Annotated in this window: 22 protein-coding genes; 14 read left to right on the top strand and 8 right to left on the bottom strand. The window is 63.5% G+C overall.

Going from position 1 to position 25,106, the window contains the following annotated elements; genetic code table 11:
* Nucleotides 1-3: 3 nt before the first annotated feature.
* From C936_RS0103700 to C936_RS0103690, 3 genes are all read right to left on the bottom strand, one after another.
* A complete protein-coding gene (locus C936_RS0103700; protein WP_018175232.1) occupies nt 4-396 on the bottom strand; it encodes a hypothetical protein in 393 nt (130 codons plus the stop codon).
* 229 nt (nt 397-625) lie between these two features.
* Complete coding sequence (locus C936_RS0103695; RefSeq protein WP_018175231.1) at nt 626-1,318, bottom strand: hypothetical protein; 693 nt, start codon at nt 1,316-1,318, stop codon at nt 626-628.
* Nucleotides 1,319-1,337: 19 nt separating this feature from the next.
* Nucleotides 1,338-4,598, bottom strand: a complete 3,261-nt coding sequence (locus C936_RS0103690) for an LAGLIDADG family homing endonuclease (protein WP_018175230.1) — start codon at nt 4,596-4,598, stop codon at nt 1,338-1,340.
* A gap of 305 nt (nt 4,599-4,903) precedes the next feature.
* Here C936_RS0103690 and gspC point away from each other — a divergent pair, with 305 nt between their 5' ends.
* Genes gspC through C936_RS0103625 form a run of 13 tightly spaced genes read left to right on the top strand, consistent with a single transcriptional unit; the run spans nt 4,904 to nt 16,719 of the window.
* Nucleotides 4,904-5,788, top strand: a complete 885-nt coding sequence (gspC, locus tag C936_RS0103685; RefSeq protein ID WP_018175229.1) for a type II secretion system protein GspC — start codon at nt 4,904-4,906, stop codon at nt 5,786-5,788.
* Nucleotides 5,785-7,704: a type II secretion system secretin GspD gene (gene gspD, locus C936_RS0103680; protein WP_018175228.1), complete on the top strand. Its 1,920-nt coding sequence runs from the start codon at nt 5,785-5,787 to the stop codon at nt 7,702-7,704. Before gspC ends, gspD begins: the two co-directional genes overlap by 4 nt.
* A 48-nt stretch (nt 7,705-7,752) precedes the next feature.
* The gene (gspE, locus tag C936_RS0103675; protein WP_051074790.1) at nt 7,753-9,261 is read left to right on the top strand and encodes a type II secretion system ATPase GspE; all 1,509 of its coding nucleotides are present in this window, start codon (nt 7,753-7,755) and stop codon (nt 9,259-9,261) included.
* Between the two features lie 4 nt (nt 9,262-9,265).
* Nucleotides 9,266-10,492, top strand: coding sequence for a type II secretion system inner membrane protein GspF (gene gspF, locus C936_RS0103670; protein WP_018175226.1), 1,227 nt, complete (start codon nt 9,266-9,268; stop codon nt 10,490-10,492).
* 2 nt (nt 10,493-10,494) lie between these two features.
* Entirely contained in the window at nt 10,495-10,965 is a 471-nt protein-coding gene (gene gspG, locus C936_RS0103665) for a type II secretion system major pseudopilin GspG (RefSeq protein ID WP_018175225.1), read from the top strand.
* Nucleotides 10,966-10,973: 8 nt separating this feature from the next.
* Nucleotides 10,974-11,534, top strand: coding sequence for a GspH/FimT family pseudopilin (locus C936_RS0103660; protein ID WP_018175224.1), 561 nt, complete (start codon nt 10,974-10,976; stop codon nt 11,532-11,534).
* Complete coding sequence (gene gspI / locus C936_RS0103655) at nt 11,531-11,923, top strand: type II secretion system minor pseudopilin GspI (protein ID WP_018649192.1); 393 nt, start codon at nt 11,531-11,533, stop codon at nt 11,921-11,923. The genes C936_RS0103660 and gspI overlap by 4 nt, the downstream gene beginning before the upstream one ends.
* A complete protein-coding gene (gene gspJ / locus C936_RS0103650; RefSeq protein WP_018175222.1) occupies nt 11,910-12,596 on the top strand; it encodes a type II secretion system minor pseudopilin GspJ in 687 nt (228 codons plus the stop codon). Before gspI ends, gspJ begins: the two co-directional genes overlap by 14 nt.
* Nucleotides 12,593-13,393 (top strand): general secretion pathway protein GspK, encoded by an 801-nt coding sequence (locus C936_RS0103645; protein ID WP_018175221.1) that lies wholly within the window; start codon nt 12,593-12,595, stop codon nt 13,391-13,393. Before gspJ ends, C936_RS0103645 begins: the two co-directional genes overlap by 4 nt.
* Nucleotides 13,394-13,441: 48 nt before the next feature.
* Entirely contained in the window at nt 13,442-14,734 is a 1,293-nt protein-coding gene (gene gspL / locus C936_RS0103640) for a type II secretion system protein GspL (protein WP_018175220.1), read from the top strand.
* Nucleotides 14,731-15,231 carry a type II secretion system protein GspM gene (gspM, locus tag C936_RS0103635; RefSeq protein WP_018175219.1) on the top strand — a complete coding sequence of 167 codons (501 nt, stop codon included), beginning with the start codon at nt 14,731-14,733 and terminating at the stop codon, nt 15,229-15,231. Before gspL ends, gspM begins: the two co-directional genes overlap by 4 nt.
* Nucleotide 15,232: 1 nt before the next feature.
* Entirely contained in the window at nt 15,233-16,051 is an 819-nt protein-coding gene (gspN, locus tag C936_RS0103630; protein WP_018175218.1) for a type II secretion system protein N, read from the top strand.
* Nucleotides 16,027-16,719 carry an outer membrane protein assembly factor BamD gene (locus C936_RS0103625; protein ID WP_018175217.1) on the top strand — a complete coding sequence of 231 codons (693 nt, stop codon included), beginning with the start codon at nt 16,027-16,029 and terminating at the stop codon, nt 16,717-16,719. The genes gspN and C936_RS0103625 overlap by 25 nt, the downstream gene beginning before the upstream one ends.
* A 164-nt stretch (nt 16,720-16,883) precedes the next feature.
* Here C936_RS0103625 and C936_RS0103620 read toward each other — a convergent pair whose 3' ends face one another.
* Nucleotides 16,884-17,483, bottom strand: coding sequence for a hypothetical protein (locus C936_RS0103620; RefSeq protein WP_018175216.1), 600 nt, complete (start codon nt 17,481-17,483; stop codon nt 16,884-16,886).
* 585 nt (nt 17,484-18,068) lie between these two features.
* Here C936_RS0103620 and C936_RS0103615 point away from each other — a divergent pair.
* Complete coding sequence (locus C936_RS0103615) at nt 18,069-19,469, top strand: hypothetical protein (protein ID WP_231362980.1); 1,401 nt, start codon at nt 18,069-18,071, stop codon at nt 19,467-19,469.
* A 283-nt stretch (nt 19,470-19,752) separates the two neighbouring features.
* Here C936_RS0103615 and C936_RS0103610 read toward each other — a convergent pair whose 3' ends face one another.
* The 4 genes from C936_RS0103610 to C936_RS0103595 form a co-directional block, all read right to left on the bottom strand.
* Nucleotides 19,753-20,862, bottom strand: a complete 1,110-nt coding sequence (locus C936_RS0103610; protein ID WP_255325687.1) for a glycoside hydrolase family 3 protein — start codon at nt 20,860-20,862, stop codon at nt 19,753-19,755.
* A gap of 522 nt (nt 20,863-21,384) precedes the next feature.
* Nucleotides 21,385-22,035 carry a 2OG-Fe(II) oxygenase gene (locus C936_RS0103605; protein WP_369699443.1) on the bottom strand — a complete coding sequence of 217 codons (651 nt, stop codon included), beginning with the start codon at nt 22,033-22,035 and terminating at the stop codon, nt 21,385-21,387.
* A gap of 359 nt (nt 22,036-22,394) precedes the next feature.
* Nucleotides 22,395-23,231, bottom strand: a complete 837-nt coding sequence (locus tag C936_RS0103600; RefSeq protein ID WP_026278804.1) for a DMT family transporter — start codon at nt 23,229-23,231, stop codon at nt 22,395-22,397.
* A 281-nt stretch (nt 23,232-23,512) separates the two neighbouring features.
* Nucleotides 23,513-24,862, bottom strand: coding sequence for an ABC transporter substrate-binding protein (locus tag C936_RS0103595; RefSeq protein WP_038038457.1), 1,350 nt, complete (start codon nt 24,860-24,862; stop codon nt 23,513-23,515).
* Between the last annotated feature and the right edge of the window lie 244 nt (nt 24,863-25,106).

The raw sequence follows: 25,106 nt of genomic DNA, 5'->3' as shown, positions 1-25,106 counted from the left end.
GGATCAGGGCCAGTAGCAGGGCTCGCCGCACTCGATCTCGTGTTCCACCCCGTCGTCACCGTCGAAATAGGTGATCGTGATGTCGTTCGACAGGTAATCGCGGTTGGGAAAACGGGACTGAAAGCGCACCACATTGGGTGACTCGCCATCCAGGTTGTACACGTATTCGTGATACCAGCCGTCCCATTTCAGATCCGTTCGCGCCCCCGGGGCGAGATTAAAGGAACGCTCGGTGTAGCTGGAGAGTTCCAGCACCGAGCCCTGGATCGACTCGCTGGAGCGATTGTCGACCTCAACCACCGAGGAATCGGCCGCGGCGATCGCGCCGACGCCCAACATCGCCGCACCCACGGCAACCGCCGCACCCCACTTCGCCTTCCGCCCCACATTATTCATGCGCTGTCCTCGTTGCCTGAAATGTGCCCCCACGAACCGAGACTGGGCGACCAGGACCGTTGCACCCCTGCCGCCGCGTCTGCACCCGAATCGGGGATCCCGGACCCTGTGTATCACCCGGCCGTGGGTGGGCGCAAAACGCGGCATCACGACGGGCTAACGTCCGCCGTAGGAGGCCGCCCCTCAACGACCGATAACGCGCCGGGTAATCCTTACCCAGGAACCATGCTCAGCACTTCGAGTAGCCGCAGTCGCGACAGGTGGGGCAGCCGTCGATGATCTCGAGATGGCCATCGCACTGCGGGCAAGGGGTGACAGTGGCCACCAGGTACGGGGCTTCCAGGATGCCGGAGGCTTTCGGAGTCCGGTCGCGGTAGTTGGCGACCAGTTCGCGTAGCGGGCGGGGGTGGCCGTCGGGATCCAGGAAGCCGCGGCGCTGGAGGATGCGCTGCAGGGCGTGGGCGATCGCGGCGACCTCGGAGGGGTGGTACAGCGGTTTGCCGTATTCGTTCTCGCCGCAGCGAACCGGGCTGCGGTCCCAGTTGACCTTGCGCAGGTCGCGCAGGGCGCGGGCGGCGTAGCCGCCACGGGCCGCCAGCGACAGGCTGCGCATGGTCGCGGAGATCCACTGGTAGGACTCGGAGTGCTGCCCGGTGGGCAGGAAGAATTCGATCGGGCGCTCGATGGTCACGCGCTCGCCGCTGACCGTGCCGGAGACGGCCACGAAGCTGACCACCAGATAGACCGTCTGTGGCCCGTCCTGTGTCCAGTAGCGCACCTTCTCGGTGACCGACTCCAGTTCGCCCTCGGGGCGCGACGGGATGCGCTTGCCGAGCGGGTGGTCATCCCCACCGGATGCGCCCTCGCCCTGCGGGGTGTCCGAGCGGCGAAAGGCGATGATGGGCTGGTCGATCCGGTGCATCGTTTCCTCCCCGACGGCGTCAGACGTCGTCGTAGTAGCCCTCGTCCAGCGCGGCAAAGAGATTCGCGGCGGTGTGGATCTGGCCTTCGTATTCGACTTCTTCGTCGCCGCGCAGGGTCAGCTCCCGGCCGTCCGCCAGGGTGAAGGTGTACCAGGTACTGCGCAGGCGTTCGGGGTCCATCAACACGCCCATCTGCGCCTGCGGGTTGGGCCGGTAGGTGGTGCAGCCCTTGAGGCCAGCGCGCCAGGCCTGCAGGTAGACCTGCTGGAAGTCCTCGAACGGGATATCGGTCGGGACGTTGAGCGTCTTGGAGATGGCCGAGTCCACCCAAGGTTGCGCGGCGGCCTGCATGCGGATGTGGGCGTCCACACTGACCTGGTCCGCAGTGATCGCGTGGGCGGGCAGATCCCACGGTCCCGCCTCGGCATCGACCCAGGCGCGGTAGGCCAGCAGCTCAAACGAGTAGCAGTCCACGGCCTCGCGGGTGCGCCGCCCGGGGCGGCGGATGTTGCGCGTGGTGTGATGGAGAAAGGTCGGTTCGATGCCGTTGCTCGCGTTGTTGGCGACCGAGAAGCTGATGGTCCCGGTGGGCGCGATGGAGGTGGCGTGGGTAAAGCGCGCGCCCTCCTCGGCCAGCGCCGCAACCAGCGCCGGGTCCTCCTCGGCGATGCGCTGCATGTAGGGGCTGAAGCGGGCATGCAGCTCCCGACCCTTCAGCACGTCGCCCACCTGATAGCCGGCCTCGGCCAGCGCCGGCTGACGCCGGAGCATGTCCGCGGTCAGCGTGAAGTCCTCGTCCATGATCGGGGCCGGACCCTTCTCGCGTGCCAGATCCAGCCCGGCCCGCCAGCTCTCCAGCGCCAGGCGGCGACAGACCTCTACGGTGAAGTCGGCGGCCGACTCCGAGCCATAGGTCTCCCCCAGCATCGCCAGAGCCGACCCGAGCCCGAGGATGCCCATGCCGTGGCGGCGCTTGCGCAGCATCTCGGCGCGCTGTTCCGGCAGCGGCAGCCCGGAGATGTCCGCGACGTTGTCCAGCATGCGCGTGAACACGCGCACCACCCGCTCGAAGCGCGCCCAGTCGAAGGCGGCATCGGCGCTGAACGGCGCGGACACGAACCGGGTCAGGTTCACCGAGCCCAGCAGGCAGGCCCCGTCCGGCGGCAGCGGCTGCTCACCGCAGTTGTGCGCATGCAAACCGTTAGCATCAAATGCGTGCACATCTGGAACAGACACATCAAAAACTTCTTCAATCCCGCCGGGTTCGGTCTTCGTAACCCGTGCGACGAAACGCTCACGGTTCAGGCCGCGCTTGTATCGGGCCAGGGCTTGTTCCAGACGTCGTTTCTTGTCCGTGTCCGCGAAGCCGACTTGCTGGAGAAAGCGTTGGAGGTTCTCCCCCCTGACGATCAGTTCGTGCTGCGCTTTGATCGCATACTCCTTAACGCCGCCGTTACCGTCTGGCAGGTGGCGCATCCCGTCCGAACGGCGGTTTCTGTAGATTGATGACGCAATCCCCAGCCTCAGAAGCATCCGTTGTACGGCTTCCAAACACGACATATCAGACTGTGAGAGGCGAACGCTGACACCCTTCTGCTGACCGCCCTGAACGGAACCATCAGCGTCGAACATACCCCGGAGAAATCCTCGACAAAACTCGCTTGAAGCTTGCTCCATAGCCGGAGTAACCGACTTCGCGCCCGGCCCCATGCCAACTTCTTCTGCCAGAGACTTTAGGGCAGCCAGGCTAAGCCTGAATTCGTTCCGGCCAGCCACTTCCTGCCATCCTGAAAAATCACTGCGATGTGGCAAGCTCCGGGCAGACCTCATTACCTCTGCCATAATCCCTTCCACCCCCGCCGGGGAAACCGCATCGGGACTGTTGCCAACAACAGCGGCCGGCTTCCAAACCGATAGCACCGCCTTGTCCTTCTTGAGGGTGCCGTCACCGACCAACATACCCAGCAAATAACCTTGCTCATGGGTGTATTCACCAGGCCACTCGGCGTGGGCGCGATGGTCGTTGAGCAACACCCGATCGCCTTCGCGCAGCCGCGCCGCCGCACACCATTCTGTTTCCGTGACATAACGTGTGTAGCGGGTAACGCGACGCAACCGGTGATCGGCCGTCAGTTTCAACTGATAACCCTCAGCAGTAGCCAATCGAACGACCTGCTTTACCCCAGTCGGGACGAAACCTTGTTCGCCCGTTGTGTAGTCTCGGCCATCAACCCTCACGCGGAATTGCTGTCCCAACAGATCTCGCACCTGACGCGGCCCGATAGACGTGTGGATCCATGTGTCTGCCGTAATGCAGGGGTTGGTGGCGCGGATTACCTCGTCGAACCAGGCGTTGTTCTGGCGGTTGACCTGGTCGATCAGGATGACGCCGGGCTCGCCGACGTCATAGGTGCTGCGCATCAACGTGTCCCACAGCTCGCGGGCACGCACGCGACGGTAGATGCGGCAGGCGACCCGGCCCTGGTCGTCGACGCGGTAGCCGTCCTCGACCACCGGCCAGTCGCGGTAGATAAGCTCGGAGGCGGCCACCCGGTCCTGCTCGACGGGCAGCAGCGGGAAGGCAAGCGCCCATTCGTCGTCGCGCTCCACGGCCTCCAGGAAAGCATCGCTTACCAGCACGGACAGGTTGAACTGGGTCAGCCGCCCCTTGCGGCGCTTGGCGAGGATGAAGCGCTCGATGTCCGGGTGGCCGATGTCCAGCGTCGCCATCTGCGCCCCGCGGCGACCACCGGCCGCGCCGATGGTGCGGCAGGTCTGGTCGAAGATCTGCATAAACGCGACCGGGCCGTTGGTCGGCGCGCCCGCACCCGCGACCAGCGCACCCTTCGGGCGCAGGGTGCTGAAGTCATAGCCAATACCGGCCCCGGCCTTGAGCGTCAGCCCGGCGGCGGTATTGGCATCGAGGATGGCCTGCAGCGAGTCGCAGATCGTGCGCGAGACGGTGCAGTTGATCAGCGTGGTCTGCGGCTTGTACGCCTCGGCCCCGGCATTGGCCAGTATCCGCCCGGCCGGGATGGCGCCGTTGTCCAGTGCCCAGCGGAACTCGGGCTCGATCGACGCGCGTTTGTCCGGTGCCTCGACTGCGGCGAGGGCCCGGGCGACACGGTCGAACATCGCCTCGGCCGAGGCATCCACCGGCTCGCCCTGGGCGTCACGCAGTTGATACCGCTCGGCCCAGATCGAATGGGACGAGGACTGCACCGCCAAGCGCTCCCGGCTGGCGCGCTTTGGGTAATTCCCGTTGTCCTTGTCGCTCATAGACCCGCCCCGCCGATGGCTTGTAGCCCGGCCCCGCAATTTGGTCTCCACCCATCAAAAACGACGCGACGCGTCTTATGATAGATTTTGAGCCAAAGTGGGCGAATTCGCATATCGCTAGATGCGAACAACCTCTTCGAACGATCGTCGCGGCTTCATTCCGCGCCCGACGTCGAGACCCCCCTCAGAGCCATCATGCTAAGCAAAACGATCGGAGCCACAGCCTTCTCTGGTGCTCGGCCAGACTCGACCCAGCAATCCATTCGGGAATCGTACACCCGAACAAACCGCGCACCCCGCTGGCAATGACCCTGTTACCCCGACTCGCGCCCAATTATCTGCCCTGGACACTCAGTGCCGGGCTGCTTGCAGCCAGCGCATGGGTCATCGCCGGGCTGGCGTGGACGATCACCACCCCAGGCCACAACTACGCACCGGATACCGCAGAATACGTAGATCGAGCCGCCACCAACCAGGCCAGCCCGTCCCCAGCAAGCGCCAAGCCCACACGGTCCGGCTTCACGAGAAGCGCGGACTTCTATCCGTTCGGGAACCTCCAGCAAGACAAGTCCGAGGCAATAAAACAGGCCCCTGACACGCGCCTGAGCCTCGGACTTCTCGGGGTCCTGGCGAAGGGGCAGGGCCGCGGAAGCGCAATCATCTCCGCCGGCAGTTCGGACGTAGCGCTCTACCAAGTAGGCGACACGATCGGGAATCAGCTGGCGACACTACATCAGGTTCATCCGGACCGGATCATCCTCGAACGCGAAGGGCGGCTGGAAACACTCCGGCTTCCCCGGGGCGAGGATCTGCGGGACGGCAATCGCAGGACCGACCCTCTCCCGCAATCATCCCAACCAGCCGGTTCCACAGCACCGGTCACCGCGAGCGTAAGCCGTTCCCGCTGGCTCAAGGACCCGGAGCAGGCCATGAACTCAATGCGAGTGCAACCAGTAATTCGCGATGGCACGCTCACGGGCATCCGAGTCACTCCGACGCGCAACCAACGCGAGTTCGAACGGGCTGGACTGATGGAAGGCGACATCATCACTTCGATCCAGGGGCAGCAAATCGGCGACATCGACGACCCCGATCAGATCCTCGCTGGACTCGATGGCATTGACCGGGTCAACATCACCATAGAACGTGACGGGCAAACCCTGCCACTTGCCATCGAGTTAACCGAATGAACTTCCGACTGCGCCTCTTTACCCTCGCACTATCTCTTTTCTGCGCCTCGGGGCCTGTCGCGGCGGACGAGCTGACCCTTAACCTCCGCGACACGGACATTGGCAACCTGATCGATCTGGTGTCCGAGGAAACCGGGACCAATTTCATTGTGGACCCGCGGGTACGCGGAAACATCACGGTGGTTTCCAGCCGCCCCGTGCCCCGGGATGACCTCATGGATCTGTTCCATGACATCCTCAAAATCCACGGATTCGCCGCCATCCCCGGCGAATCATCGATGCACATCGTGCCCGACGCCCAAGCCAAACAGAGTGCTCCGGCAGTCCTGGACATCGAGGCAGAAACCGGCCCCGATATACACGGCGGAAACATGGTCACCCATGTCATGGCACTGCGCCATGTGGCCGCCGCCCAGCTCGTACCGGTCCTGCGCCCGCTGATCCCCCAAGGGGGGCACCTGGCTGCGGCTACTGAACCCAACACACTGCTGATTTCGGATACACGCAACAACGTGCATCGGATCCGCGCTCTGGTCGAGCGCATGGACCAGCCGTTTGCGGATGATTACGAGGTAATCGAGCTCCGCCATGCGCGCGCCGGGGAACTCTCCGAGCAGCTGCGGATGTTGGCCCAGGAGGGTTCTGAGGATCTCGGCTCACCGCAGGTCCTCGCCGATCGCCGCAGCAACGCCATCATCCTCTCTGGGCGCGAGGAGTCTCGTTTGCGTCTGCGCGGGCTTGTTGCCCAACTCGACCGCGAAATGGAGGAAGGCAACGTGCGGGTGCATTACCTCCGATATGCGCGCGCCGAGGAAGTAGCCGAACTCCTGCGCAACATCGCTGAACAACATCCAGGTCTGGACGCAGATGAACCGACAGGAAGCGGAATCCATATTGAGTCACACGAACCCACAAACGCCGTGGTGACCTACGGCCCACCCGACTTTATCCGGGATTTTGACGTCATCGTGGAGCAACTCGATATCCGGCGGGCACAGGTCCTGGTCGAGGCCGTCATCGCCGAAGTTTCGTCGGACCGCGTGCAGGACCTTGGCGTTCAATGGGGGGCCATCGGAAGCAGCGGTGCCGGTGTCCTCAACTTCTCTGAAGCCGGTTCGGGCGGAATCCTTGAGCTCGCCGCCGGTGTGGAGGCATTCCTTGACGGGAGCGTTTCCTCTCCCCCAGGCGTCGGGGACGGCCTCACCGTCGGGGGGGTAGGGTCGACAGGTAGCACCCGGATTGCAGCCCTAGTCAACATGCTGCAGCGCGACAGCTCAAGCAACATCCTGTCCACCCCTAGCCTTCTGACCTTGGACAACGAGGAAGCCGAGATCGTCGTAGGCCAGAACGTGCCGTTCGTCGTCGGTCGATCGATCGAGGATTCGGGACAGGCCTTCGACACGATTCGTCGCGAAGATGTAGGGGTAAAGCTCCGCGTACGCCCGCAGATCAACCAAGGCAATGCGGTGCGGCTAGAGATTGAACAGGAGGTATCGCAGCTGGCGCCCGGCACCTCGGGCGCCGCCGACCTCATTACTAACACCCGAACACTGAAGACGCACGTCCTGATTGATGACGGTGACATGCTGGTCCTCGGAGGACTCATCGAAGAGCAACAAACGGACAGCGAGACACGCGTTCCCGGACTGGGAGGCATCCCCGGGATCGGTCGCCTGTTCCGAGCGGATCGGAGCCAGACCGAGAAACGGAATCTGATGGTATTCCTGCATCCACGCATTGTCAGGGACAGTGCTCGCGGCGCCGAGTTGACCAGTGAAAAATACAGCTTCATTCGCGGCGAACAACTGCGCGAGCAAGCGCGAACTCAACGCCAGAGTAGCCCTACCCTTCCCGAATGGGAGCGCCTGACCCAGCTTCCCCCGAGCTTCGAAGATGTGCATGGCAAACGTGACTGAACGGCCAAGGCTACCCCGGCCATGAATATGGAGGAGCCCCGGCAAGAGATGCCAGCCGAGCCACATACCTCTGAGGTGTCGGGTCCCGATGCACTCGCGGTGAGCTACTCGTTCGCCCGCCGGGTTGGCGCGGTACCCGGCGATCTTGTGGAGGGCCGGCTCCGGATATTCCTCCGCCGTGACGCAGACCCGCAAGGACTACTGGAGCTGCGCCGACGCAGCCCGGCCCCCCTCACGTTGGAAAGTGTTGATGAAAAAACCTTCGAACAGCGTCTGCGCGAACGCTACGAGTCGTCCAGCTCGCACGCGATGCAATCGATCGAGGGGTTCGATGACACTCTCGACCTGTCCAGCGTGGCGGAGTCCCTCGCGGAGCCGCAGGATCTTCTGGAGGCCGAAGACGATGCTCCTATTATCCGGCTCATCAATGCGCTGCTGACAGAAGCAGTTCGGGAAAACGCATCGGACATCCATATCGAACCCTTTGAAAGCCGACTGGCCGTTCGTCTGCGCGTGGACGGCGTGTTGCGCGAAGTCCTTACTCCGCCTGCAGGCCTGGCTCCTCTCATCGTCTCGCGCATCAAGGTGATGGCTCGCCTGGACATCGCGGAAAAGCGGCTGCCTCAGGATGGACGGATCTCCCTGAAAATCGCAGGACGCGCCGTGGACGTGCGCGTCTCCACCCTGCCCTCAGGTCACGGGGAACGGGTGGTGATGCGACTGTTGGACAAACAGGCCGGGCGCCTCGATCTCACCCACTTGGGCATGGATGCGGCTACCCATGCCGCACTGGAACGCGTGGTGACCCGGCCGCACGGCATCGTGCTAGTGACCGGCCCGACCGGGTCGGGCAAGACCACCACGCTGTACGCGGCGCTGACCCGGCTTAATGACCGCAGCCGCAACATCCTCACGGTTGAAGACCCGATCGAGTATTACCTCGACGGTATCGGGCAGACCCAGATCAACAGCCGGATCGACATGACCTTTGCCCGAGGGCTGCGTGCCATCCTGCGCCAGGATCCGGATGTCGTAATGGTCGGCGAGATCCGCGATGTTGATACCGTCCAGATCGCAGTGCAGGCGAGCCTGACGGGGCATATGGTCTTCTCGACACTGCACACCAACTCCGCGATCGGTGCCATCACTCGCCTGCGCGACATGGGCGTGGAACCGTTTCTCCTCTCATCCACCCTGAACGGTATCCTTGCCCAGCGGCTGGTAAGGGTCCTTTGCAAAGATTGCCGGGAACCCCACGCAGCCTCGGAACGGGAATGCGAACTCCTTGGTGTCACCTCTAGCCAGCCCCCCACTCTTTACCGTGCGAGCGGCTGCCCGGCCTGCAACGAGCTGGGCTACCGGGGACGGACCGGGATCTATGAACTGGTGGAGGTGAACGAACAGATGCGCACGCTCATTCACGACAACGCCAGTGAGCAGGCCATGGTCCGGGCCGCCCGCGAATACAGCGTCAGCCTACGCGCCGATGCCTGCCGCCGCGTGCTCGACGGCACCACCAGCCTCGAGGAAATGCTGCGCGTCACCGAGGCAGGCTAGGGTCGTGCCCGCCTTCGAGTACCAGGCGCTGGACGCCGCCGGGCGGACCCGCAAGGGCGTAACCGAAGGGGATACCGCTCGGAGTGTCCGGTCCCAGTTGCGCAACGAAGGCCTGACCCCGCTCGCCTTGCACGAAATCGGCGAAACCTCGGTTTCCACTCGGGGCAGCCCCCTCCCCTCCGGACGCATGGCCGGCGGTGTAAGCGCGCTCGACCTGGCACTTGCGACGCGCCAGATGGCCACACTGGCGCGGGCCGGATTGCCCGTCGAAGAATGGCTGGCGACCGTCGCCCGCCAGTCGGAAAAACAGAAGCTCCGCAGTATCCTGAGCGCTGTCCGCACGAGGGTCATGGAAGGGCACTCGCTTGCACAAGCACTGGGCGCATTCCCCCGCGTGTTCCCCGAGATCTACCGCAGCACCGTCGCGGCCGGCGAGGCCTCGGGGCATCTGCACCTGGTGCTGGAACGCCTCGCCGAATACCTCGAAAATCGCCACGCGCTGCGGCAAAAAGTCATGCTCGCCCTGATCTACCCGGTCATACTGACCCTGGTGGCCCTGGGCGTCACCGTGGGTCTAGTCGTCTATGTCGTGCCCGAAGTGGTCCAGGTCTTCGAGGGGCTGGACCAGCAGTTGCCCACCCTGACCCGCGTGCTGATCAGTACCAGCGATCTCCTGCGCGCCTACGGCCTGTACGCACTGATCGCCCTGGGCGTTTTGCTGGCATTGCTCACCCGCTTGCTGCGCCAGCCCGGCCCGCGCATGCAGTTCGACCGGCTGATCCTTCGCCTTCCCCTCCTGGGCCGCCTGGTCCGCGGGCTCAACACCGCCCGTTTTGCACGCACCCTGAGCATCCTGGCCGCCAGCGGCGTATCGCTGCTGGAGGCGCTGCGCACCGGGGCCGAGGTCATCAGCAGCCGCCCGATGCGCGCTGCCGTGGAGGAGGCCTCGCTACGAATCCGCGAGGGCCGCAGCATTGGCCAGGCCCTGGAAGAGACGGGATACTTCCCTCCGATCACCGTACACTTGATCCGGAGCGGCGAATCCAGCGGGCGACTCACCGAGATGCTGGAGCGGGCCGCTGAGACCCAGGAGCAGGAGGTCGAATCGCGCATCAGTGTCAGCATGGGCCTGTTCGAACCCCTGCTCATCCTGACCATGGGCGGCATCGTCCTGACCATCGTACTCGCCATCCTGCTTCCGATCTTCGAACTCAACCAGCTGGTGAACTGAACATGCAAGACTCCCGCTCTGCCTTTCCTGCGCGCCCCCGCCCTCGCGGCGCCCAGGGTTTTACCCTGATCGAGATCATGGTGGTGGTGGTCATCCTCGGCATCCTCGCGGCCATCGTGGTCCCACGCGTCATGGACCGACCGGACGACGCCCGAATCACCAAGGTCAAGCAGGACATACGCACCATTGAGAGCGCCCTGAATCTCTACCGTCTGGACAATTTCCGCTACCCGACCACCGACCAGGGGCTGGATGCGCTGGTGGAACGGCCGCGCAGCGGGCCCGAGGCCCCTCAGTACCGCCAGGGGGGCTACATGGACCGCCTGCCAAGCGATCCCTGGGGCAATCCCTATCAGTACCTGAACCCCGGGCGCCATGGCGATATCGACGTCTTTAGCTTCGGTGCCAACGGTCGCCGTGGTGGCGAGGGTATCGAAGGCGAGATCGGCAACTGGAACATGGACGAATTCTGACAACGCCCATGGCGACACGCCCGAACCGCACCTACGGCTTTACCCTGATAGAACTGCTGGTCGTCATGTTCGTGATCGGCGTCGTCGCCAGCATCGGCGTGCTGTCCATGAGCCAGCTGGGCAGCCGAAACCTCGAACAGACCGCACGCCAGCTCGCGTCCCAGATCGAACTGGCCCGGGAGCACACCCTCCTGACCGGACAGGCACTGTCCATTGGCGTTGGCACCGAGGGGCTGGTCATTCTGGAACGCCAGTGGATCGACGACACCCGGGTCACCTGGATCCCCATCGAGAGGGGACCACTGGGGCCGCACGACTTCCGGCAGCACGGGCTGCAACCCCGGCTCTACGTGGACGGCCGCCGGAGCGATCTTCGCGAGTCTCCGGAGCACAACCGCATCGCCATTAACGGCAGCGGTCACATCGAGCCCTTCGAGCTCATCCTGGAGCACCCCGACGGACGAAGCGGCTTCGTGCTCCGCCTCGAACGGGGTCAGCCCCTCCAGGCCTTCGAGCACCCGCCACCGGCCGGCGGCGAACCGCGACGCCTGCTGGCGCAACGCCCGTGACGGCACGAGCCCCAACACGCGGCTTCACCCTGCTCGAGGTGCTGATTGCCCTGGTCGTACTGGGGGTCGCTCTCGGTGCCCTCATCAAAGCGGGCAGCGAACACGCCCGCAATACCGCATACCTGCAGGAGCGGACGCTCGCCGGGTGGGTGGCGAGCAACCTGATCGCCGACTACGAGGCCGGGGTGCGCCGGGTCGAGCCCGGCACCGAGCGTATTCGGTCGACCCTCGCCGATCGCGAATGGGAAGCCCGCGTCGAGATCAGCGACACCGTCATCGACGCCCCGCTGCCGATGCCGTCGGTGCGCCGTATCGAGGTCCGGGTGTGGCCGCTGGACGGCGATCCCGACCACCCCCTGGCCCAGGCGACCGGATATGCGCTGCCCTGATCGCCCGGCCCGTTATACATTCGCGCCTGGCGCATCCCGCGGCTTCACCCTGCTCGAGCTGCTGGTCGCGGTGGCGGTGTTCGCCACCGTGGGCGTATTGGCCATTGGCGGGCTGCGCGCGGTGCTGGTGGCAGACCACGCTACACAAGAACAGAGCCAGCGCCTGACGGAACTCCAGGTAACGCTGGCTGTACTGGAGCGCGACCTGCGCCACAGCATCGAGTTGCGCCCCCGGGATGGCTACGGCGATCGCCTGCCACCCTTGCGTTACAGCTCGGTCACGGAACCACGGCAGCTGGAACTGGTGCGGGCGGGGAACGGGGAACACGACCGCCTGGCACGCGTCGCCTGGAGGATCACGGAGCGCGGGCTGGAGCGAGTCACCTGGCCGGCTCTGGACGGCGCGCTTGCAGAATCCGAGCAAGTACACCTGTTTATGACGCCAAAAGTGCGCGATAAAGGACCCTACAGTGCTCGCCGTGAAGAGACTCGTGATCCGGATCAAGAGCTGCAAATCCGCTTCGAGTTTGTCGACGGCCAGACCCAGGACGTCGCGGATAGCTGGCCACCACTGGATGCCAGCGGGCGACGTCCGACTCAGGTGATTGTGAGCCTAGTCGTTCCGGGGCTGGGTCTTATCGAGCGGCGCATCGCCCTGACGGGGGTCAGGTGAAGCGCGAAACATCCGGGGCCGCCCTGATCACGGCGCTGTTGGTGGTCGCGATCGCCAGCGTGGCGGCAGTCACCATGACCATGCGCGACAATCAGCAGGTATTCCGAGCGGCGACTATTCAGGATCAGGACCGCGCCCGGCGTCTGACCCAGGGGGCGGAAACCGTCGCTCTCCACATGCTGGAAAGGATGGAAAACTACGACGATCTGCCGTGGGATAGCTGCGTCTCACCCACGATACCTCTGGAGGTAGAAGGCACCGGCGTCCGTGCTCGCCTAGAGAATCTTCATTGCCGCTTCAACGTCAACAGCCTCGCGCGGGCCGACGACCCGCCCCTCGATGCATTCGCCGGCCTGGTCGAGCACGCCCTTGGGCAAACCGAGAGTTCAACGGGCAACGCCCAACGCCTGGCATTCGCCGTACATGACTGGCTGAATCCGGAAACGGATGATCCGGTGTACCGGGGGATGGAACCGCACCGGCTCAGCGGTAACCGACCCATGCGGCTTGCGTCGGAGCTGCTCCAGGTCCACGGTTTCAGCCCGGACCTCTGGTCGGCACTGGCACCCTACGTAGTGGCCAGGCCGGGCACGGACAACGCCATCGACATGGACCGGGCCCCGGACCCGGTCCATGCAGCAGGTCTGGACCAGGCCACCGAGGAAACCCCTGAAATTCGCTACTTCCGACTGCAACTGGTTGTCCGCATCGCCGGACGGGATTATTTTCACTGCGCGACCTTGGACGGACCCAACGGACGTACCATCATTCGCGAACAGACCCCCTGTGAACCCTGAACAGGAAGAACGGATGCCAGCAGACGCTTTTCATTGGCCGGAATCGGAATGAAGTGGCTCGTGTTCCAGTTGCCGGAACCCGAGATGCTCGGCGCGGATGCGACGGTACGGCTGCGCTGGCTTCGCCTGCACAAGAACGGGGCCCTAGCTGGACAGGGCGAGGCAACACCGGAAGAGCTGTGTACCTTGATGACTCCGGACGACCGGACTGTTGCACTGCTGCCGGGAGAACGCGCGCCCCTGCATCGAGTCTTCGTCCCCGGCAAGTCGAACCGTGTCCGGCGCCGGGCGCTGCCGTTCGCCCTAGAGGAGCGCCTCAGCGAGGACCTGGAGCAACTCCGGGTTCTCGCCGGCCCGCGTCACGGCACCGAGACCACGGCCAGCGTGGCTGCCCGCCGCGACCTGGAACACTGGGAAGGCTGGCTTCACGAGCAAGGCATCCATGTCTCGCACCTGGTTCCGGACCTTTCTCTCGTTCGGGGTCTGGAAATCAGTGACCAGAGCTTTCTGTTCTCGGGAACACAGCGCAGCATTGTGCTCTCACCGGAGGCCGAACCCCTCGCGATGCCAAGCGAGGTCGCCAGTTGGTGGTTGCAGCAGCACCCCGTCTCCACACCCTCCGACGGCGCCCATGGCGAGGCGCAGCCTTCTCGGCGCGCGACTCGTATAATCGAACCAGGCTCGGAACCGGACCCGCGCACACCCATCCGCCCCCCACCCGACTGGTCAGGAGGTATTCTCGAACTCCTTCTGTCCGGGGTGCAATCAGGCGGCATCCCGCCGTCCTGGCTGCAGCGGGCTCTGCGCGACGCACTGGCCTTCGATTTCGCATCTCCCATCGAGGGTCCGGCCTCATTCGCGGCGCTGCCCACCCCCTGGCGCGCGCCCGCCGCCCTGGCGCTCGCGTTGATCGCGCTCTGGATAGGGTCCCTGTGGCTGGAAAGCACACAACTGGAGCGTGAATATCGGGCGACCGAACGCGATATCGCCGAGCTGTTTGAGGCGACCCTGCCGCAATCCCGCATGGTCGACCCGGTCGCCCAGTTCGAGGCTCTGCTGGGACAAAGCGGTTCGGACACGACAACGCCAACCGTGCTGAGCCCACTCGGGGAATCCATAGCCGGCATCATGGAGGGCCTCGACCCGCGCGATCTAGCCCTGCAGCGTCTGCGAGGCGGACCGGACCGCCTGGAACTTGAACTGGAAGGCAGCGAAATCGCGGAACTGGAACGCCTGCGAGAGGAGCTGCGCGAAGCCCTGACCGCACGTGTCCGGATCGTTTCGGCAGAGACCGGGGAACGGGGCGTTCGGGCACGCATGACCATCGAGCAAGAACAATGAAAGCCTTCTGGAACAACCTGCGAAACCGGGAGCAACGCCTCCTGCTGGTGGGCGGGCTGATACTCCTGATCGCAGCGGGGTTCCTTGGTGTGACGGAGCCCCTGCTGGACAGCCGTGAACAGTCCCGCGAGCGGCTGGCAGAGGCCCGGGCAGAACTCGCCTGGATGCAGGCCAATGCCTCTGCGGCCGCGGATGCGGCCTCCCGTGACCGGGGACCAGACCAAGCCGACCAGCGCTCGCCTGTCGAAGGCGGATCGCTGATCGCCCATGTGGATGCCTCCGCCCGGGCCTCCGGCCTGGGCGAGCACCTCGCTCGGGCGCGGCCGAGCGAGACCGGCGTGAACGTACACCTCGAAGCCGTGCCCTACAGCGCCCTGATGCGCTGGCTCGGCGAGCTGGAGCTGGAAGACGGCGTCGTCCCGGGTCGCATCATGCTTGAACGCGTCGCCGACCCGGGGCGAGTCAATGCTGAACTCTTTCTCACCAGCGAGCCCTAGTGTGAATACAGGCCGAGACAACCAGGCCGCCCAACGGCAAGGGTATCGCGCACCGTGGTTCTCGCTGGGGGTCTTTTTCGTGCTCGCGCTGCTGGTCGCACTGGTTGCGCGCCTGCCGGCCTCCGTCGTGCTGGCGGCGGCCGAACGATGGGCCGGTCTGCCGGATAGCATCGCCTGGGAGCAGGTGCACGGATCAGTCTGGCGGGGCAGCGCCAATGGGCTCCAGTCCCGGGTGGGGCCCATGGGGCATCTGCAGTGGGAGATCCGGCCTGGCGAATGGCTTCGTGGCGGTCTGGCGACCGACCTCCACTGGCTCCCGCCCGGCGGAGGCGAGCTCCGTGGGGTCTTGCGGGTCACCCCCGGCAGCCTGCAACTCTCGGGGCTCGAAGGCTCCCTGCCCGCAGCCGCCTTGCATCAGTGGGATACCGGTATCCCGCTCGTGCTGGACGGCCGCCTGCTGGCAAGCGACCTGCAATTTCGGATCCTGCGGGACGGGTCGGTGGAGCACGCCTCGGGACGGGTCAACTGGCAGCAAGCGGCAGCGGGCTTCCCGCGTCCCTTGCCTCTGGGCGAACAACGCGCCACTCTGCGCGTCGGGGATGGGCTCTTGGGAATCGAGCTCGATGCCTCACCGGAGGCCGAACTGGCGATCATCGGCAACCTCCGCCTGGACCTGCGAACGAACCCGCCGGGCATGGACGCGCAAGTACGGCTGGGCCCACGCGACCACGCCGATGACAGCATCAAGCGCTTACTCGAAAACAACCTCCGTCGTGATGATCAGGGACGGTATTTATGGACCGCAGGATCAACCCCGTGACACCTGAACAACCCACGTTCGCAACACACGGCCTCCGACTTTCGCTTGCGGCTTGCGCACTGTTCGGCCTGACTCTGACCGGTTGCGCCACGACCCCGCCGCAGGGGGCCGGCTCCCCTCCGGCGGATATCCAGAATGCGCTGGACCGCGGGGAATGCCGGGCGGCCTACGATGCACTCGATGCCACCGATGCGGAGGCCTCGGTCGACGTCCGTCTATCCGTTGCCCGCGTGTGCTTGCAACGCGGGGAGTTTACGCGCACACGCAACCTCGCCGATGCCATTCTTGAGGACCACCCGCACCACCCAGACATCGACTACGCCGCCTACCTAGGCTCCCTGGCGCAGCTGGGAACCTGGAATCGGGCCTCTTCCGTGCCGCCGAAGCAGCGCAGCGAGCAAGGCCGTCAGGTCTTCCTGCGGCTCGCCGCCTTCCTGAACGACTACCCCATGTCGGAATACACGGAGTCCGTCGCCCCGCGCCTCGCACGCCTGCGCGAGAATCTGGCCGAGATCGAGCTCCAAATCGCCGACCAGTCCGCCGCGGACGGAAACCAAGAAGAGGCCCATGCACGCACCGAGTACGTGCGTGACTACTATCCCGGCACCGCGGCTGCAAAAACCGCCGCCGATCGGCTCCAAAGGCAGGAGGAGGATGCCGGGGACTAACCGTTAATCGGAAGCGCGACATCAAGGACTCAGCCACGCGCACTGGATACCCCGCGCGCCATAGTTACCGCAGCCGGCGCCCGCCTCGGAAAGAAAAAAGCCCGGACCTTTCTGCAGGATTCGGGCTTTTTTGGATGCGATTCCCGAACGATTCAACTGGACGCCTACGCCAACCTCAAGTGTTGAAGACGATCATTCCACAGGCTGCAAGGGCCTGAAGACAATGGCATTCGGATTGGAAACCACAATCTGCAGAATCTCCCCCAAGCCTGGGTCATCCAGCAACGCCGCGAAGCCGGCATAGGCGCCATCGAATGCACCACAGGAATGACACCCATATCAACAGAGTAAAGGTTCTTGTCCGGATTCAGAGAACGGGCCTCACCGAGATAGGTACACCCGTCAGTATCTTGGGCGAAGAAGTCGCCCGAATCTTCGATCGCAACAATCGCCTCGTACCCCGGTTCGCCATAACGCCACAATCCTTCGATCATGGATGTATCCGAAGGCTGGTCGTATTGAGCGTCGTACTCGAGAGAAACCGAACTCTCGGTGCCGAGTGTAGTTTCAAACTCTAGACCCATGGATTCGGACGGCCCCACTGCACCCTCCAGATCGGCGTCTGCGAAGTACCAGCCATTAATCTGATAGGCACGGACTGACGCCTTTATCGAGTCACCCGTTACCGAATACTCCCCATCGTAGATAACACCGCCGTCCTGACTGATCGCAACCACCCGACCATCGTACAAAACCTTGGGCATCGAAAGTCCCAACCCCGTCTTCGGTGAAGGTGCCACGCCAGATCCCTTCCGCAGACGCTGCCCCCTGAGCATCGTCCTTCTCATTCCCGCTGGATGAGCCGCCATCATCGGACGCCCCCCGCACCCCGCACCCCGCACCCCGCACCCCGCACCCCGCACCCCGCACCCCGCACCCCGCACCCCGCAATCAAAGCGAGCGTCACCGCTACCAGCCCAAACTTCCATGCCGATCCTTGGACCATTTTCGGATTCCACATCCTGTCATTCTCCCTGAACGTTTTTCCCTTGAAGGTCTTGTGGCCTTAGAAAGGTCTAAAGACCCCGATACCCGATCTCCACTCTGGACCACACACCCGGCCCCGGCAGAGTCAAGGGCAAGCGGCTTGATGGATATCGAAAAAGAGAACTCGCCCGCACGGTGGGCGGCCCGGACCAACAGCCACCCATTAGCATCCGTGGCCTCTCGGAAGAAAACCTCGTGCGACAACATGTGGTGCCGGAAATTCGACAGCTTGCTGGCGCCCTCTGGACAGTGTATATAAAAACCTTACGCACAAAGGGTGTTGTCAGAGCGAGGGCTGAGGGGTGTTAATTAATCTGCGAGAGTTTTCGGGGCGCACAATCTTCATTAGCGTTGCGCTGATTGCGTTGGTGCTATCGGGGTGTGGCGGTGGGTCTAGCGGCGGCGGATCGAGCGGTGATGGATCAGCAGGCGGGGATACCGATGGCGGCACTGCCGTTTCTTCCAACCCCCAGCCCACAGGCGTCTTCGTCGATGCACCAGTAGCGGGGCTTAATTACACCCAGGGTGACATCACGGGTGTGACGGACGAGTTCGGCGCCTTCGTCTATGACCCCGACGGCGGACCCATTACCTTCTCGGTGGGCCCCATTCAAATTGGGCAGGCAGCCCCCGATGGGAGAATCACTCCGGAAGACCTGTCGGTGGACGCTGTGCCCGTGAATCCGGTCAATGTTGCCCGCTTTCTCCAGAGTTTGGATGAGGATCGCGATCCGAATAACGGTATTGATGTGAGCGCGGCTGCGGAATTCCTTGGGTCCGCCAGTTTCCTGGCTCTGGACTTCACCCTTTCACCCAACGATTTCGATAGCATCCTCGATTCCTTCTGGGTACAGGGGGGGTTCGCCAATGAGGGGTTTGGTGACAATCCTGTCCCACGTGAGGAGGCAGACAGCGCCCTGACGGAAGGAACCATAACCCGCTTCCAAGATAGCGATGTGGCCAATAGCATCTTCTTCTATCAGGTGGCCGGCACGGATGGCGTCCAGGATTCCGGCCTGATCGCGTTCGAAGGGGATCGAGGGATCATCAACCCGATGTCCGACTTCCAAGAACACGGCGGCACCGGTGTTGGCGAGAGCGACGGCGATCGCGAATTCACTTGGTCGATTGAGGACGGAGAGGTGGTCCTTACGCTACGCCGAGGCGGCGAGGCCAGACTGACGCGGGTATCGGCCAGCACGCTAAACGGCATCCGGCGCTTTAGCGTCATCTATTCCGAGCAGGGCTTCCGATCCGATGATGACCGAGTCTTGGTGCACCTAACCCGCGGCCGGGTACCGGCCACGCCGAGCCGCTATTTCCTCCGCGGCCTGACCGGGGAGCGGTTCTTGGTGTATCCAATGGGGAATGTCGAGGTTCCCTGGGCGGTTGATCAGCCGGATATCGGCATAGACGTCTGCGCACAGGGGAAGGCCGGCCGTACGCCGGACCTTAGCTGGCACGGCGGGGATGCCATCACAGAGGTTCGCTGGAATATACGGGCCCTGCGGCAGATTCGCTTCGACGAGACCCAGGAGCCATTCAGTCCGGGGCAATACATGATGCAATTTGGCGGTCTCACCGGTGGCTACAACATCCTGTTTGTGGAAACCTTTGACGGGTCGGACACCGACGGATGGCCGGGCTGGATCACCTACTTCTGGGCGCGCGCGGAAGCCACTACGGCTACCAGCTGCCCTTGAGCTCAGAACCACAGGCCCCGGATGCTATCCGGGGCCTTTTGGGTGCGCCAGATGGAGCGCTTGTACAAGTGCTGGCTAAGTGAAGACACAAGATTCGGGCGCACTCGAGCGAACGCACAGGAGACTGTCGCTTGCGTGGTCCTGCTCACCGACTTGCCGAAGCCCAAAGGTGCGGGCCCGGCGGGGGGATCGAGGGACCGATCAAGATGGTAAGGCGCTCATCCCCTCGCACGAAACGCAAATGGGTCTGGATGCCACGCCTGCGGAATCGGTGTTTGCAGCCTCAGTCGTTATCGCGAGTAGCCAGACGCTGCTTCAAATTCTGAATGCGGCGCCAGGAACGTTCAATGCGCTGCTCGCTGATCGCGCCAGCCTCGACTCGTGCGACGATGTGTTGGATCGCCCGCTGGGCCAAGGTCGGGTCGTAGACGTCCGCGTTGTTGGCCAAAACCAGCAGGTCGTTGCCCGCATGGATGGCGAGTTCGAGCGCCTCCTCAAAGCCGTAATACTGCACGATCGCGCCCATCTGCATGTCGTCGGATACCACCACGCCGGTATAACCGAGATCCTCACGCAGCAGCCCCTGCAGAACTGGGCGTGAAAGGGTCGCCGGGTGCTGGCTGTCCAGACCTTGATGGTAGACATGCGCGGTCATCACAAGATCTACACGCTTTTCGTCGATCAGCGCGCGGTAGGGTTCGAGCTCCAACGGGTCCCAGCTTTGGGTCACGTCGGTGAATCCGTCGTGGGAATCCTCACTGGAGCTGCCATGCCCAGGGAAATGCTTGAGGGTAGTCAGGATGCCACGTTCATGATGGGCATCGATGTACGCCCGTGCGTGCCGGGTCACGGCCCCGGGGTCGACAGAAAAACTACGCCCCCAGCGTGCGATCACCGGGTTGTCCGGATTGGTGTTCACGTCAACGACCGGTGCAAAATTGATGTTGAAGCCATGGGTTGCGAGGGTCTCGGCGATCCCCGCGGCTGCGGCATGGGTTAGCTCCAGGTCATCCTGCGCGCCGAGCTCATCGTGCGAGGGGCTGTCGGGAAAACCGTCGGTCGGGGTCAGGCGACGGATAACCCCCCCCTCCTGGTCTATCGCAATCAGCAGCGTGTCGTCCGGCCGGATCGACTGCAGCGTGGCGTTCAGACTTGCCAGCTGCGCCGGCGACTCGACGTTGCGCGGTAGCGCAAAGCCGGAGGGTACGTCGCGGTTAAACAGAATCACGCCGCCGAGGTTGCGCTCCTCGATATCCCCCCAGATCCTGTCCGAGGCGGTGACCTCGGTGCCGCGGAAGCCCACCATCAGCATCTGCCCGACCTGCTCCTCTAACGCTGGGGTATGGTCGTTGCTACTCAGGCAACCGCTCAGTAGCCCTACAATGCTCAGCATGCAAAGGCGCGCAAGGACGTATGACCTGATTCCGGCATAGCTCATAAGAGTCGTGTCTCCAAGGGGACGGCGGTCCAGTCTGCCGCGATTACTTATCGAAGATGGGGGATAACGGGGTTAAACAGGCATGAGCGTCCGGCAAGTCACTCTTGGGCTCGTTCCCACCTCCTTGATCAAACCAAGGTGGGGCTTTCGTCCGGCGTCACCATAGTCTGGCCCCGGGACGGCTTCTGTTGCTTGTTGACTTGGTCGAGCCGCGCGCTCAAGCAACCCAGTCGCCGGTGCCGACGGTTGAGGCTTGCTGCCTCAGGCTCTATGCCAACCTGATGGTAGCCCGACACCAGCGGGCAATGCAGCCCGAAGAGCATCCATCGCAGGGAGCAGCCTTCAAAAGCACTGTCATTTAAAAGGAAATACCTTGTGAGACTCCACACACGGCCGGCTTATCCTCCTCGGTAACAACAGAACCCGCGTGAGCACCGGAAAATCCGAAACCGCTCACGAAGGCACAGCACCCGACCTTCAAACTCGGTCAATGCTAGCCAACGGACCTGACAGGTCGCGCACGCGCATCCAGGAGGCGATGCTGGCGCGCCAGCGGCGGGTGGGCAGCACCGCGTGCGGCGCGCTCTGGCTGAGGAACATCACCAGCGTGCCGGCCGTCGGCTGGATGCGCTGGCATTCGCGGTCCGCATCGTCATAGATCGCGAGCTGGCCGCCGTCCCGCTCGTGCCAGTCGCGGTTGAGGTAGAACACCAGCGACAGCCGGCGGCAGTTGCCGGCCTGGAAGGCATCTACATGCCGGGCGTAATGGGTGCCGGGCGGATACAGGGCAAAGTGCGATTCGGTCTCGAACAGGCCCGGGATCAGCGTGCGGCTCACCTGCAGACGGATCTCATCCAGGCGTGCCATGAACGCCTGCTGCGCCGGGCTGGCGCCATCCAGCCAGTGGATCCAGTCGCCGCGAGTCGCCCGGTCGCGATGCCGCTCGCCACCCCGACCGATCCGCGCCTGCGCCAGCTGCGCGGCATCACGCAGGGCATAGACCTCGTCGTGCAGCGCATCGACCGTCTCCTCGGGCAGGAAATCGGGCCAGACCACGGGCTCGCCAACCGCAAGTCCGCGCAGCCAGTCGGGAACGGAAACATCTCCGAATGCCCCCTCCCTGGGCATTGCCGCAGGAACTACAGCCCTGGACACCGCGATCGGCGGAGTGGTTATCTCGGGAGCGGGGATCACTAGTTCAGTTTTCAAGCCCTTGTAGCCTCGTCCAACATCGCACGGGGATGCGCGATCAGTAATTTCTGATGCCAGCCGTGTTCAATTATGCGGCAGCCGCCGGAACGGCGGGTCGAAAGCACCGAAGCCTCCTGCCAACCCGCTATCGAATGCAACAACTGCTTATACACCAGAACAGGGCGAAACAATGACAACCGCCGACGAGGTCATTGAGATTTTCCTGAGCCAGGGCGTCATCGGCAGATCCAATGCCACCTGACGTCGCGTTCTCCGACGCTGCCGAACATCGGTCTTCAGCTCTTCGGCTTTACAACCACCAGGGCAATACCACCCAACACGACAACGCCGGCGAGCACCAGACGCAGGGTCAACGGCTCCGCGAGGAGGCCAATCCCTGCAATGGCGGTGATCACCGGCACGCTCAGCTGGGCAACCGCAGCGGTGGAGGTCCGAATGAGCTTGAGCGCGGCGTACCAGACCGCATATCCCAGACCGGAGGCAAGGGCACCCGACGCGGCGGCCAGCAGCACGCCCGGAACGTCCACGACGGCGCCTGGAATGAAAGCCATCGCCAGGACCAGCGCAGGCAAGCTCGCCAGGAGGAAATTGGATGCCGTGACCCGGGTCGGATCACCACTGCCGCTCGCCCGCAGTGTGTAGACACCCCAAGCGACGCCGGCCACGATCATCAGTGCAGCAGGAATCGGGGGCGGTGCCGAGAGCCCGGGCGACAGCAACCAGAGGAGTCCCGCTAACGCCAGGGCGAAGCCGACCCATTGGCGAGACGTCAATCGTTCGCCGGTCGCCAGATACCAACTGACCATGGTCACCTGGACCGCTCCGAACAGCAGCAGCGCTCCGGTCGCCGCCGTCAGGGAAATGTAGGCGAACGAGAACCCGATGGCGTACACGAAGAGCGCAAGCGCTGACCCCCAACTGCCCCTCCCTTCGGGAAGGACCGGCTGGGCCCGAACGATCAGCCACAGCATGATCGCGCCGGAGACAATCCGGATTGCGGTAAAGCTGACCGGATCAATGGAGGTCGAAGTGAACGCGGCACGCGTCAGGATGGAATTGGCGGCGAACGCCACGAGCGCCACTGACATTAGTGTTACTACGCGCACCGGCATCGTCGTCGGATTCCTTTGATGTGATGGAAAAATGCGATGCATCCACACCCAGCGGGAGGCGAAGATGGCCGAACAACCCGAGCGGTTGAGTGACAAGCAAGGCATGGCGGCGAAAATCGCACCGCGACCGCGGCGGGGTACGGGGGGCGGATTGCTCCCTCGGCTTCACCGCAGCGTATGCGACCCGCCGACCCCGTTTCAGGAAAAAAGCCATGGCCGATCGGATCGGCCATGGCTTCCTCAGACAAGCGAGTCGGATAACCCGCTAAATGGATTGCACCCTAATAACGAAGGACGGCCAGCTCAACCGTGGTGCCACCGTTCTCGCTGGCATATTCCTCGGCGTCACCCGCCCGCATGAAGGCGACGTAGTCGTCGTCGGTTTCCACAAACGAGGCGACATGGCCGAACAGCTTAAGGCCCGTGCCGTGGTCGTAGACATACGTCGCACGAACCTCGTCGGAACCGGATTCCTCGACCTCTTCAACCGCGGCCAGCATCTCGCCGATGGAGTCGTACTTGATGATACCTTCTTCGGCAAACCAGACCTCGGCCGGCGGAAGCCCGCCCGCGCCCGGTTCGGAGCGGGTGATCTTGCCTAGTTGCTCCTCGTAGTCTTTGCCCTGAGCCTCGTAGACTGCTCGCACGAAGCGGTCGTCCACCCAGCGATCAAAGTCTAGATCCGGGACCGAACGCTCCCGCTGCAACGTGGAGTGGTGGTACTTGAGCGCATCGACCCACTCGGGCTTCAGGGTCGGATCGACCGAGGTAATGCCACCCTCGCTAAAGTACAGGTACAGGACCTCTTTCTCGATCGTGGTCCACTCTTCCAGCTTGGTCGCCGCCCGCTTGGGGTCTTCCATGATCCATTCCTGAGCCTCCATGGTCGCCGCGATGTACGCCTCGACCACACGCGGATGCTCTTCCGCGAAGTCATCCCGCACTACGGTCCCGTGGAAGGTCGGCTGGCCAACCTCGCTGCCATCGAAGACCTTGCGGCCAAAGCCGCGATACTCCATGACCTCGGACCAGGGCGTGAAATTCGCATGGGCATCGATGTTGCCAGTGCGGATATTCGCCACCCCGACCGGTGGCCCCTGATCCCGAAGTTGCACGTCATCCGCAATGCCGGCCTGGCTCAGTGCGTCCAGGGTCATGCCCCAGGCGGCACTACCGAACGGCGTCGAAAGCTGCTTGCCGGCAAGATCTTCCAGCCGCTGCGCAGGGGAATCGACGGGGACGACGATACCGTTGCCCGTCCCACGGGCGTTGTAACCCGTCATAGCAACGAACAGGGACTCGGCACTGCCGGTATTCTGGAAGTTCGCACCGTTCACGATGAGCGGGTAGTCACCCATGACGCCGAACTCGAGCTGCCCGGCGATCATTCGATTGGTAATCGGCGGGCCGGAGTCGAAGTCGGCGTACTGGACGACAAAATCGACGTCCTCATATTTGCCATCCGTCGGCAAATGTTCCTCGAATAGACGCAGGCGTTCGATGACGACCCCGCCCGATACCGTATTGGTGACCTGACTCTGGTGCCCGACCCGGATCTGGATCGTCTCGGCCACCGCGGCCCCGGAAAAAGCCGCGATTGCTATACCGGCAACTATTGGCTTCCAACGCATGGTTCTTCTCCCAAAAAAGTGTCCGCCAAAATGGCGCATCCAACGTCTGACCAGTCGACTGACCCCGGCGTGAGGACTTGCCTGTACTAACAGGCCATGACTGATCTACCGGATACGCAGCAGGTTCCGTGCCGTAGCGATAAATCGAGAGAAAATGAACTTCAATTAATTGTTTTTAATGGCTTATCTTTTTCAACCCGTGGCGCATTAGCATCAACCATCAGTCGCGATACCGCCCCAACCT

This window comes from Thioalkalivibrio sp. ALJ4, assembly GCF_000377225.1.
Lineage (GTDB): Bacteria > Pseudomonadota > Gammaproteobacteria > Ectothiorhodospirales > Ectothiorhodospiraceae > Thioalkalivibrio.
The sequence above is the reverse complement of the archived record's forward strand: the minus strand, read 5'-3'. Positions and strand labels throughout refer to the sequence as shown.

What these genes read in the sequence shown, in the direction of transcription:
- C936_RS0103700 (WP_018175232.1), bottom strand. Translation starts at nt 396, where the DNA reads ATGAATAATGTGGGGCGGAAGGCGAAGTGGGGTGCGGCGGTTGCCGTG.
- C936_RS0103695 (WP_018175231.1), bottom strand. Translation starts at nt 1,318, where the DNA reads ATGCACCGGATCGACCAGCCCATCATCGCCTTTCGCCGCTCGGACACC.
- C936_RS0103690 (WP_018175230.1), bottom strand. Translation starts at nt 4,598, where the DNA reads ATGAGCGACAAGGACAACGGGAATTACCCAAAGCGCGCCAGCCGGGAG.
- gspC (WP_018175229.1), top strand. Translation starts at nt 4,904, where the DNA reads ATGACCCTGTTACCCCGACTCGCGCCCAATTATCTGCCCTGGACACTC.
- gspD (WP_018175228.1), top strand. Translation starts at nt 5,785, where the DNA reads ATGAACTTCCGACTGCGCCTCTTTACCCTCGCACTATCTCTTTTCTGC.
- gspE (WP_051074790.1), top strand. Translation starts at nt 7,753, where the DNA reads ATGCCAGCCGAGCCACATACCTCTGAGGTGTCGGGTCCCGATGCACTC.
- gspG (WP_018175225.1), top strand. Translation starts at nt 10,495, where the DNA reads ATGCAAGACTCCCGCTCTGCCTTTCCTGCGCGCCCCCGCCCTCGCGGC.
- C936_RS0103660 (WP_018175224.1), top strand. Translation starts at nt 10,974, where the DNA reads ATGGCGACACGCCCGAACCGCACCTACGGCTTTACCCTGATAGAACTG.
- gspJ (WP_018175222.1), top strand. Translation starts at nt 11,910, where the DNA reads ATGCGCTGCCCTGATCGCCCGGCCCGTTATACATTCGCGCCTGGCGCA.
- gspL (WP_018175220.1), top strand. Translation starts at nt 13,442, where the DNA reads ATGAAGTGGCTCGTGTTCCAGTTGCCGGAACCCGAGATGCTCGGCGCG.
- gspM (WP_018175219.1), top strand. Translation starts at nt 14,731, where the DNA reads ATGAAAGCCTTCTGGAACAACCTGCGAAACCGGGAGCAACGCCTCCTG.
- C936_RS0103625 (WP_018175217.1), top strand. Translation starts at nt 16,027, where the DNA reads ATGGACCGCAGGATCAACCCCGTGACACCTGAACAACCCACGTTCGCA.
- C936_RS0103620 (WP_018175216.1), bottom strand. Translation starts at nt 17,483, where the DNA reads ATGCCCAAGGTTTTGTACGATGGTCGGGTGGTTGCGATCAGTCAGGAC.
- C936_RS0103610 (WP_255325687.1), bottom strand. Translation starts at nt 20,862, where the DNA reads ATGCTGAGCATTGTAGGGCTACTGAGCGGTTGCCTGAGTAGCAACGAC.
- C936_RS0103605 (WP_369699443.1), bottom strand. Translation starts at nt 22,035, where the DNA reads ATGCCCAGGGAGGGGGCATTCGGAGATGTTTCCGTTCCCGACTGGCTG.
- C936_RS0103600 (WP_026278804.1), bottom strand. Translation starts at nt 23,231, where the DNA reads ATGCCGGTGCGCGTAGTAACACTAATGTCAGTGGCGCTCGTGGCGTTC.
- C936_RS0103595 (WP_038038457.1), bottom strand. Translation starts at nt 24,862, where the DNA reads ATGCGTTGGAAGCCAATAGTTGCCGGTATAGCAATCGCGGCTTTTTCC.